Below are 10,037 nucleotides of genomic sequence, written 5' to 3' on the forward strand. Positions count from 1 at the left end.
GCTGCAGGTACTTCGAGCCCAGCAGCGTCTTGATCATGATGGTGGCGCGGGTGGCGTCGCCGATCCAGGTGTCCTTGACCCGGAAGGTGACCTTCACCTTGTTCCCGGCCAGCGCGACGCCGGTGACCTTGCCGACCTTGACCCCGGCGACCCGGACCTCCTGGCCGTCCTTCAGCCCGGCGGCCTCGGAGAAGTACGCGCTGTAGGTCGTCCCGCCGCCGATGACGGGCAGGTCGTCGGCGCGGAAGGCGAGCAGGCCGAGCACCAGCAGCACGGCGATGCCGGTGGCGGCCACCGCGACCGGGTTGCGTTCCCGCAGCGGCTTCATCCGCGGCACCTCGCGTCCTTGATCGGGATCCCGGTGGGCGGCGGCTCGTCGGACACGTCGGATCCGGCCCAGGTGACGCCGACGAGCTTGACCTCGCACTGGTAGAAGTTCATCCACGACCCGTAGGAGCCCAGCCGCCCGAGCGTCGCCGCCTTCCCGGGCGACCGCTGCAGGAAGCGCTCCAGCAGCGGCCTGTCGCGGTCGAGGTTGTCCGCGAGGCGGCCGAGGTGGACGATGTCGTCCCTCAGCGGCGGGCGCGCGACCTGGAGGAGCCCGGCGGTGGCGCTGGTCAGGTCGGCGATCGACCCGAGCGCCTCGCCGATCGGCCCGCGGTCGGCGGCGAGCCCGGAGGTGAACCGGCGCAGCGTGGTGACGAGGTCGACGAGCTGCCGGTCCCGCGCGTTGACGGTCTGGACGACGCTGTTCAGGTTCGTGATGACCCGTCCGATCACCTGGTCCTTGGCGGCGAGCGTGGTGGTCAGCTCCCCGACCGTGCGCAGCAGGCTCTCGATGGTGCCGCCCTCGCCCTGGAGCACCTTGACGATCGACTCGGAGAGCTTGTTGGCGTCGCCGGGCGACAGCGCCTGCATCAGCGGCTGGAAACCCTGGAAGAGCTGGGTGAGGTTGAGCGTGCCCGTCGTCTGCCGAACCGGGATCGTCCCGCCGGGTTTCAACGCCGCACCCGGAGAACCGGGGCCGCGGCCGAGGGCGATGTAGCGTCCGCCGACCAGGTTCAGGTACTTGACGGCGGCGGTCGCCGACGCCGGGATCTCCCGGTCGCGGTCGACCTCGAACGTGACGCGCGCCAGCCGCCGGTCGCTGACCTCGATCTTCTCGACCTGGCCGACCTCGACGCCCGCGATCCGGACGCCGTGCCCCGGATGCAGCCCGGCGACGTCGGTGAACTTGGCGTGGTAGGTGACGCGGTCGCCGCTGGTCGCGCCGGTGATGCTGGAGGCCAGCAGCATCGTCGCCGCCGCCGTCACCGCGATGAAGATCAGCGAGCTGGTGAGCGGGAACGCCAGGCCCCTGAGCCCCTGTCCGCCGAGCCTCACTTGACCGTCACCTCCGTGCCCCGGTAGATCGGGCCGATCAGGACGCTCGACCAGTCCGGCAGCTCCTCGGGGACCTCGTCGAGCGACGGCCCGGCCAGCTCGTTGACCAGGTCGTTCTCGGACGCCGAGTTGGCGGGCCCGAGCCCGCTCCGGCCCGCGCCGCCGCCCGCGCCGGGGACCCCGCCCGCGGACAGGACCCGCGTCGCGCCGTCTGCCGCCAGGTACGGGACGCTCGGGCAGCGCGGCCCGCCGCCGGAGCCGTACCGGGGCTTGTCCCTGCCCGGCAGGTACCGGCCCTTGTGCGGGACGGACACGACCACACCGTGCACGCCGTGCTTGTCGGTGCCCTGCCCGAGCACCCGGTTCATCTTGGGGACGAACTCGGCGAGCGTCCGGAACGTGCAGGGCGCGGCGGGGGCGTACCGGCGCATCAGCTCAAGGCTCCCGCGGCTCGCGGACGCCAGCGCGATGATGTTCCCGGAGTTGGCGCGCAGGAAGCCGTCCAGGTCGGCGGACGATCCCGACACCGCGTCGTACAGGCTCGCGATCGCCGCGCGCTGCTCGGCGAGCGTGCGGCTGGTCACCGTGAAGTCCGTGAGGGCCCGCAGCAGGTCGGGGGCCGCGTCGGACGCGTGCCGCGAGAACTCCGCCAGCTCGGCGAGGTTGCGCGCGAGCGCCGGGACCTCGGGGTTGAGTTTCCGCAGGAACGCTTCGAGCTGCTCGAAGTTGCGGCCGATCTGGTCGCCGCGCCCCTGCAGCGCGGTCGCCATCGCGTTGAGCGTGGCCGACAGCTTCGCCGGCTGGACGGTGTTCAGAAGGTCCATCGTGCGGTTCAGGACCTCCGACAGCTCGACCGCGTTCTCGCTGCGGTCCTCGGAGATCACGTCGCCCTCCTCGATCGGCCCGGCCGACGAGCCGGGCGGCGCGGCGAGCGACACGTACCGGGCGCCGAACACCGTCGTCGGCAGCAGCCGCGCCCGCACGTCCGCCGGCACGCGGTCCGCGAGCTCCGGCTTGAGCGCCAGTTCGAGCTTCGCGCCCGTCCCGTCCGCCTCGATGGAGCGGACCTCGCCGACGACGACGCCGCGGACCTTCACGTCCGCCAGCGGATGCATCTCGTGCCCGGCGGTCGAGGTGCGCAGCGTCACCGTCGTCACCTCGCTGAACCGCTTGTCGTAGACCGCGATCGACAGCCAGATCAGCAGCGCCGGGACGAGCAGGAACGCCACCCCGGTGAGGCGCTGCCCGATCACGTGCCGGGTGGTCCGTCGCGGCATCAGCCCGTCACCTTCACCGTCGTCGTGGCGCCCCAGATGGCGAGGCTGATGAAGAAGTCCGTCACGCTGATCAGCACGATCGCGGTGCGGACCGCGCGGCCGACGGCGACGCCCACGCCGGCGGGACCGCCGGCCGCGCGGTAGCCGTAGTAGCAGTGCGCCAGGACGACCATGACGCTGAAGATCAGCACCTTGGCGAACGACAGCACCACGTCCTCAGGGGCGAGGAAGATGTTGAAGTAGTGGTCGTACGTCCCGGCCGACTGCCCGTTGAACCAGATCGTCACCTGCCTGGACGCGAGGTAGGAGCTGAGCAGCCCGATCCCGTACAGCGGGACGATCGCGACCGTCCCCGCGATGATCCGGGTCGTCACCAGGTACGGGACGGACTGGATGCCCATGCCCTCCAGCGCGTCGATCTCGTCGTTGATCCGCATCGCGCCGAGCTGCGCGGTGAAGCCCGCGCCGACCGTCGCCGACAGCGCGAGCCCGGAGACCAGCGGCGCGATCTCGCGGGTGTTGAAGTACGCGGACACGAACCCGGTGAACGCCGCCGACCCGATCTGGTCGAGCGCCGCGTACCCCTGGAGCCCGACGACGACGCCGGTGAACACCGTCATGCCGATCATCACGCCGACCGTGCCGCCGATGACCGCGAGCGCGCCGCTGCCGAACGCGACCTCGCCGAGCAGCCGCAGCGACTCCCGCGTGTAGCGGCGGACGGCGCGCGGCGTCCACAGCAGCGCCCGGACGTAGAAGCCGAGCTGGTCGCCGGGCCCGTCCAGCCACGACACGAGCTTCACCGGGCGGAGCCGCCGCGCCCCGGGGATCGCCACGTCACGCCCCCTTCGGCGGGACGACCTGGAGGTAGATCGCCGTGAGCACGAGGTTGACGAAGAACAGCAGCAGGAACGTGATGACGACCGACTGGTTGACCGCGTCGCCGACGCCCTTCGGGCCGGGGCTCGGGTTCAGCCCGCGGTAGGCGGCCACGACCCCGGCGATGAACCCGAAGATCAGCGCCTTCAGCTCGCTGATGTACAGGTCGGGGAGCTGCGCGAGGGCGGAGAACGAGGCGAGGTAGGCGCCGGGCGTCCCGTCCTGCATCAGCACGTTGAAGAAGTAGCCGCCCGCGACGCCGACGACGGAGACGAGCCCGTTCAGCAGCACCGCGACCGCCATGCAGGCCAGGACGCGCGGGACGACGAGCCGCTGGATCGGCGAGACGCCCATGACCTCCATCGCGTCCATCTCCTCGCGGATCGTCCGGGAGCCGAGGTCGGCGCAGATCGCCGAGCCCGCCGCGCCGGAGATCAGCAGCGCCACGATCAGCGGGCTGGCCTGCTGCACCACGGCGAGGACGCTCGCGCCGCCGGTGAGCGACTGCGCGCCGAGCTGCTTTGCGAGCGACCCGACCTGCAGCGAGATCACCGCGCCGAACGGGATGGACACCAGCGCGGTCGGCAGGATCGCGACCGACGCGATGAACCAGAACTGCTGGATCAGCTCGCGGACCTGGAACGGCCGCCGGAACGTCATCGCGAGGACGGTCCCGGCGAGCGCGAACAGCCGCCCGACCTGCCGCAGCGCCCCCGCGCCGGGCACCACGGGCGCCGCGGGCCCCGGCGTCGAGGGATCAAGCCCGGGGGTCTCAGTGCGCGCCATGGCCGGTCCCCTCCTGGCGGTTGGCGAGGATGGCCCGCTGCGCCTGGGGCGAGAGCCGCGGGAACATCTCGTCCACGCGCAGCGCGTGCCGGAACTCGCCCTGGCGGGGCGGCGACCCCGGCGTCGGGCGGAGCTGCGGCGGGATCGCGATCGTCCGGCGCGCCGGCGGGCGGGCGGCGGCCTCCGCGGCGAGGAGCGCGGCGTCCTTCTCCTCCGACATCCCGATCGGCCCGCGCACGTCGCCGTGCAGGAACTGGGCGACGGCCGGCTCGTCGCTGGTGAGAAGCGCCTCGCGGGGCCCGAACGCGATCACGTCGCGGCGGTACAGCATCCCGATGTTGTCGGGGACGGTCGAGGCGATCTCGATGTTGTGGGTGACGATCAGCATCGTCGCGTCGATCCGCGCGTTGACGTCGATCAGCAGCTGCGACAGGTGCGCGGTGCGGACGGGGTCCAGCCCCGAGTCCGGCTCGTCGCACAGGATGATCTCCGGGTCGAGGACGAGCGCGCGGGCGAGCCCGGCGCGCTTGCGCATGCCACCGGACAGCTGGCCCGGCAGCTTGCGCTCCGCGCCGGTGAGGCCGACCATCTCCATCCGCTCCAGCACGATCCGCCGGATCTCGGCCTCCTTCTTGCGGGTGTGCTCGCGGAGCGGGAACGCGATGTTGTCGTAGAGGGTGAGGGAGCCGAAGAGCGCGCCGTCCTGGAACATCAGGCCGAACCGCTTGCGGGCCTCGTACACGCGCCGGTCGGGGTCGTTGACCATGTCCACGCCGTCGATCAGGACCCGCCCCTCCTCGGGCTTGAGCAGGCCGATCAGCGATTTGAGGAACACCGTCTTGCCGGTGCCGGACGGGCCGAGCAGCACGCTGACCTCGCCGGCGGGCAAGGTGAGGGTGACATCGCGCCAGATGACCTGCGGCCCGAACGCCTTGGTCAGGCCCTCGACGACGACTTCGATTCCCACGCTCACCACCACTCGCGATCAGCACGTCGCGAGGACGTTACGGCCGAGTAGCCCACGCGTTCAATAGGGCTTCGCAGGATTCCGTGCGCAATTCGATGAATGGCGCCCCAAAATTGTCACCGGCTTAGTCTTCGATCACTGAAAACACATCATCGGTGATTACCCGAGGGTAACTTGAGGGGGTCGGCGGGCCCGCCGGCCCGTCCCGACGGTTCTGGTTTGTCACCGAGCCAGCAACCGAACGCCGTTCTTGTCACTTCGCGCGCAAAAACGCGCCGGGCCGCGGGCCGCCGGGCGGGAAAGCCTTGCCAGCACCGGACGGCGACTTTATGTTCGCGGTGTTCGAGCCGGCCGACGCGGAGGTCGCCTTTCCCATGTCGCAGGCATTGGAATTGTCCGAGACCGACCGGAGCCGGCGCGCCTTCCTCGACCTGCTGCGCGCGGAGCTGCCCGACGTCGCGCAGGAGGTCGTCACCGAGATCAAGCGGAGCATCCCCGAGTACGACAGGGCGCACCTGTCCGCCTACGACCGGATCCTCCGGCTCAGCGTCGACCTCCTGCTCGCCGGCCTCCTGGACAGGGTCGCCGACCCGGACGCCCCGACCGCCCAGCGCGACGAGACCTGCCGGGCGCTCGGCCATTTCGAGGCCGTCGAAGGGCGCAGCCTCGACCTCCTCCAGGCCGCCACCCGCATCGCCTTCCACATCGCTTGGCGCCGGACGGTGACCGCCGCCGAGCGCGAGCGGGTCCCGAGCGCCGTCGTCTCCGCCGTCGTCGACGCGATGCTCGTCTACCTGGACGAGGCCGTCGCGCAGGCCCGGCTCGGCCACCAGCAGGCCACCGGCCACGCCGACATCCGCCGCCGCGAGGACCGCAAGCGGCTCCTGCACCTGATCCTCCAGCAGCCCGCCGTCGTGCCCGAGGCGATCGAGGGGCCGGCCAAGTCCACCGGCTGGTGGCCGCTGCCCGAGGAGGCCACGCTCGTCGCCGTCCGCCCCGACGCCCCCTGCACCCGCGCGGCGCTGGACGCCGACGTCCTCGCCGACCTGGACTCCGCCGAACCGTGCCTGCTCGTCCCGGGGCCGCTCACCACGGCGCGCCACGCCATGCTGCGCGCCGCGCTGTCCGACGCGAGCTCGGTCATCGGCCTGACGCTCCCGCTGGAGCGGGCCACGCACTCGCTGCGCTGGGCGCGCCGCGTCCTCGCGCTCGCCGAGGAGGGCGTCATCCGGGACGGCTCCCTCATCCCGTGCCGGGACCACCTCATGACCATGTGGCTGCTGTCCGACCCGCCGCTGATCGAGGAGCTGACCCGGCGCCACCTGGAACCGCTGCGCGACGTGTCCGACGGCCAGCGCCGCCGCCTGGTCGAGACGCTCGCCGAGGCCGTCACGACCCGGGCGACCGCGGTCGACATCGGCGAACGGCTCAAGATCCATCCGCAGACCGTCCGGTACCGGCTCCGCCAGCTGGAGGGCTACCTCGGCGACAGCCTGGACGACGCCGACGCGCGCTTCTCCCTCGACGCCACCCTCCGCGCCGCGAGCCTGCACCGCCGCCGGCGCACCGCCGGCCGGCGCGGCGGCCCCGGCCTCTGATCCCGCACGACCGCGCCGCCACCGGATGCGACACTGCTCCCCATGACCCTGGGAACGATCGTGCTGACGGGAGCCGCCGGACGGGTCGGCTCCGCGCTCCGGACACCGCTGCGGGACGAGGCCGGGCGGCTCATTCTCGCCGATCGCGCGCCGCTGCGCGCGGAGGCGCCGAACGAGACCGTCCACCGGACCGACCTGTCCGACGCGGCGGAGATCATGGACGGCGCGGACGCGGTCGTCCACCTGGCCGGGGTGTCCGACGAGGCGCCGTTCCCCGACCTGGTCGAGGGCAACATCTCGGCACGCAGCGCATCCTGGAGGCGGCGCGCGTCACCGGCGTCCCGCGCGTCGTGCTCGCCAGCAGCAACCGGCTGACCGGCTGCTACCCGTCGACCGAGACCGTGTCCCCGCAGATGCCGCCGAGGCCGGACGGCCTGTACGGGGTCAGCAAGGTCGCGACCGAGGCGCTCGCCCGCCTCTACGCCGACAAGTTCGGCCTGGACGTGGTGTGCCTGCGCATCGGCAGCCTCGAACTCCGCCCCAGCGAGCCCCGGCATCTCGCCACCTGGCTCAGCCACCGGGACTGCGCCGGGTTCGTCCGCGCGGCGCTGACCGTCCCGTCGCCGGGAATTCTCGCCGCCTACGCCGTCTCCGCCAATGCGCGCCGATTCTGGGAACTGGACGGACGGCTCGGCTACGAACCGGTCGATGATGCGGCAACTTATGACATTCCGGACACATTTGTCGGGCCGGGCGTGCCGCAGGGCGGAGACTACGCGTCCGCGGAATTCACGCTCCAGTATCTGGATGGCCGCACGCCAGAGGGCCGGTGATGATACGGGCCACAGTGGACGCAACGGAGCGTTATCCTGACGTTCGGATTACCGGTTCCTGACTGAAAGTCGAAGAGGTTCCATGCCGACGTCGACCTGGTTCCGCCTCAATGTCGCCAAGCGCGAGCGGGTGCTCGAGGTGGCGATGCGCGAGTTCGGAGAGAACGGGTACTCGACGGGAAGCCTGAACACCATCGCGCGCGAGGCCGGGATCGCCAAGGGCTCCCTCTTCCAGTACTTCAGCGACAAGCTGGAGTTCTTCGCGTTCGTGTGCGACGAGGCATCGCGCCGTGCCCGCGAGGAGATGGAACGCCGCATGGCGCGGATCGATTTCGACCAGCCCTTCGACGAATGGCTGTTCGACGCCATCTGCGACTGGACCGAGTACATGGCGGAGCATCCGCTGGAGCGCGGCATCACGGCCGCGACGAACTTCGAGCTGGACAACAGCGTCCGGTCCGTCGTCCGCGACAACACCAACTCGCACTACCTGCGGGTCATCCATCCGATACTGCGGCTGAGGCAGGAGCGGGGCGAGATCCGCGAGGACGCCGACCTCGACGTCATCGCCACCTGGCTGATGACGCTGCTGCCGTTCCTCGCCCTCGCCCCGTACTACGACGGCCTCGACCCGATCCACAACCTGCGCGGCCGCACCCCGGCCGAGCAGCGCCCGGTGATCCGCCAGCTCATCGCGGGCTTCAGCCCGATCTTCGCGCCGCAGAAGTAGCCGCGCGCCGCGCCCCTCTTCAGCGGCGCAGCAGGAACTCCTCCGGCCTGGCCTTGCGGGACGTGGCCCAGAACTCGAACGTGTGGCCAGGCCACAGCGTGCGGTTCACGCCCTGATCGTCCAGGTACCAGCTGTCGCAGCCGCCCTCGTTCCAGACGGCCCGGCGCAGGCGGCGCTGCAGGCGGTCGTTGAAGCGTCGGGACGCGTCCGGCTTCGGCTCGATCGAGTCCGCGCGGCTCTCCTGCAGCAGCCGCAGGCAGCTCAGCACGTGCCGGATCTGCACCTCGATCATGAAGACGACGGAGGTGTGACCGAGGCCGGTGTTCGGGCCGAGCAGCATGAAGAAGTTCGGCATGCCGGGGATCGTCGTGCCGCGGTGGGCCTCGATGCCGTCCGCCCAGATCTCCTGGAGCTTGACGCCGTCCCGCCCGGTGACGCGCAGGCCGGTGAGGGCGTCGGTCACCTTGAAGCCGGTGCCGTAGATGATGCAGTCGACCTCGTGCTCGCGCCCGTCCGCGGTGACGATGGAGTGCTCGCGCACCTCGGCGATCCCGGACGTCTCCAGCTCCACGTTCGGCCGGGCGAGCGCCGGATAGTAGTCGCTGGACAGCAGGATCCGCTTGCAGCCGATCGTGTAGTCGGGCGTCACCTTGGCGCGCAGCTCCGGGTCGGCGATCTGGTTCTCGATGTGCCGCCGCGCGACGCGCTCCTGCGGCCCCGACAGGCGCGGGTCGATGGTGAAGCCGATCGCGCGGGCCTCCAGCGCCCAGTAGATGCCGCCGCGGAACGCCCGCGCCGCGCCCGGGATCTTCTCGAACGCCTTGCGGACCGGCGCGGGGAAGGCGAGGTCGGGCTTCGGCTGGATCCACGGCGGCGTCCGCTGGAACACGACCAGCTCGCTCGCCTGCTCCGCGACGTGCGGGACGAACTGGATCGCGGACGCGCCCGTCCCGATGACCGCGACGCGCTTGCCGGCGAGGTCGTAGGAGTGGTCCCACTCGGCGGAGTGGAACGCGGTGCCGCGGAACCGCTCGATGCCCGGCAGGTCCGGGAAGGACGGGATGTGCAGCGCGCCGATGCCCGACACGACGGCCTTCGGGGTGAGGACGGTGCCGTCCGCGAGCGCCACGTTCCAGCGCCTGGCCGCGTCGTCGTACTCCATCGAGTCGACGGCGGCGCCGAAGCGGATGTGCTCGCGCACCCGGTACTTGTCGGCCGTCCGCTCCATGTAGGCGCGGATCTCGGGCTGCGGCGCGAACATCCGCGACCAGCCCGGGTTGAGCTCGAAGGAGAAGGAGTACATGTGCGAGGGGACGTCGCAGGCGCAGCCGGGATAGGTGTTGTCGTGCCACGTCCCGCCGAGGGCGTCGCTCTTCTCCAGGATCACGAAGTCGTGGAAGCCGGCCTGCTTCAGCCGGATCGCCATGCCGAGGCCGGCGAAGCCGGAGCCGATGACGACGATCGCCGGGGCGCGCTCGCTCATATCCCGTCCTCTCGCGTAACCTACTCGCAGTAAGTTACCTGGAGTAGGTTTCTGGCACCAGATCCAATTGGGAGGATCCCCCTGTGAGTGCCGCCACACCC

At 71.2% G+C, this 10,037-nt stretch carries 11 protein-coding genes; 4 read left to right on the plus strand and 7 right to left on the minus strand.

Translation table 11 applies throughout. From position 1 onward, the window contains the following. The 6 genes from E1264_RS34300 to E1264_RS34325 all read right to left on the minus strand — a co-directional run. The coding region (locus tag E1264_RS34300) for an MlaD family protein (protein ID WP_132180282.1) at positions 1-328 on the minus strand (328 nt) is incomplete at its 3' end. After that, on the minus strand, positions 325-1,383 hold the full coding sequence (locus E1264_RS34305) for an MCE family protein (RefSeq protein ID WP_132180284.1): 1,059 nt from the start codon (positions 1,381-1,383) through the stop codon (positions 325-327). The genes E1264_RS34300 and E1264_RS34305, both read right to left, overlap by 4 nt. After that, complete coding sequence (locus E1264_RS34310; protein ID WP_132180286.1) at positions 1,380-2,660, minus strand: MCE family protein; 1,281 nt, start codon at positions 2,658-2,660, stop codon at positions 1,380-1,382. The genes E1264_RS34305 and E1264_RS34310 overlap by 4 nt, the downstream gene beginning before the upstream one ends. After that, positions 2,660-3,496, minus strand: a complete 837-nt coding sequence (locus E1264_RS34315; protein WP_207936595.1) for an ABC transporter permease — start codon at positions 3,494-3,496, stop codon at positions 2,660-2,662. The genes E1264_RS34310 and E1264_RS34315 overlap by 1 nt, the downstream gene beginning before the upstream one ends. A 1-nt stretch (position 3,497) precedes the next feature. Then, the gene (locus E1264_RS34320; protein WP_279508641.1) at positions 3,498-4,199 is read right to left on the minus strand and encodes an ABC transporter permease; all 702 of its coding nucleotides are present in this window, start codon (positions 4,197-4,199) and stop codon (positions 3,498-3,500) included. 112 nt (positions 4,200-4,311) lie between these two features. Next, positions 4,312-5,292 carry an ATP-binding cassette domain-containing protein gene (locus tag E1264_RS34325; RefSeq protein WP_132180290.1) on the minus strand — a complete coding sequence of 327 codons (981 nt, stop codon included), beginning with the start codon at positions 5,290-5,292 and terminating at the stop codon, positions 4,312-4,314. Between the two features lie 329 nt (positions 5,293-5,621). Here E1264_RS34325 and E1264_RS34330 point away from each other — a divergent pair, with 329 nt between their 5' ends. The 4 genes from E1264_RS34330 (at position 5,622) to E1264_RS34340 (ending at position 8,453) form a co-directional block, all read left to right on the plus strand. Continuing rightward, entirely contained in the window at positions 5,622-6,890 is a 1,269-nt protein-coding gene (locus tag E1264_RS34330) for a PucR family transcriptional regulator (RefSeq protein WP_132180292.1), read from the plus strand. A 42-nt stretch (positions 6,891-6,932) separates the two neighbouring features. Continuing rightward, positions 6,933-7,265: an NAD-dependent epimerase/dehydratase family protein gene (locus E1264_RS46080; protein ID WP_279491823.1), complete on the plus strand. Its 333-nt coding sequence runs from the start codon at positions 6,933-6,935 to the stop codon at positions 7,263-7,265. Continuing rightward, positions 7,241-7,723: an NAD-dependent epimerase/dehydratase family protein gene (locus E1264_RS46085; protein WP_279491824.1), complete on the plus strand. Its 483-nt coding sequence runs from the start codon at positions 7,241-7,243 to the stop codon at positions 7,721-7,723. The genes E1264_RS46080 and E1264_RS46085 overlap by 25 nt, the downstream gene beginning before the upstream one ends. 82 nt (positions 7,724-7,805) lie before the next feature. After that, positions 7,806-8,453: a TetR/AcrR family transcriptional regulator gene (locus E1264_RS34340; RefSeq protein ID WP_132180294.1), complete on the plus strand. Its 648-nt coding sequence runs from the start codon at positions 7,806-7,808 to the stop codon at positions 8,451-8,453. Positions 8,454-8,472: 19 nt separating this feature from the next. On the opposite strand, the gene E1264_RS34345 is transcribed toward E1264_RS34340, so the two are convergent. Then, a complete protein-coding gene (locus E1264_RS34345; RefSeq protein WP_132180296.1) occupies positions 8,473-9,936 on the minus strand; it encodes an NAD(P)/FAD-dependent oxidoreductase in 1,464 nt (487 codons plus the stop codon). Between the last annotated feature and the right edge of the window lie 101 nt (positions 9,937-10,037).

The sequence above is a fragment of the Actinomadura sp. KC216 genome (assembly GCF_004348535.1).
GTDB lineage: Bacteria > Actinomycetota > Actinomycetes > Streptosporangiales > Streptosporangiaceae > Spirillospora.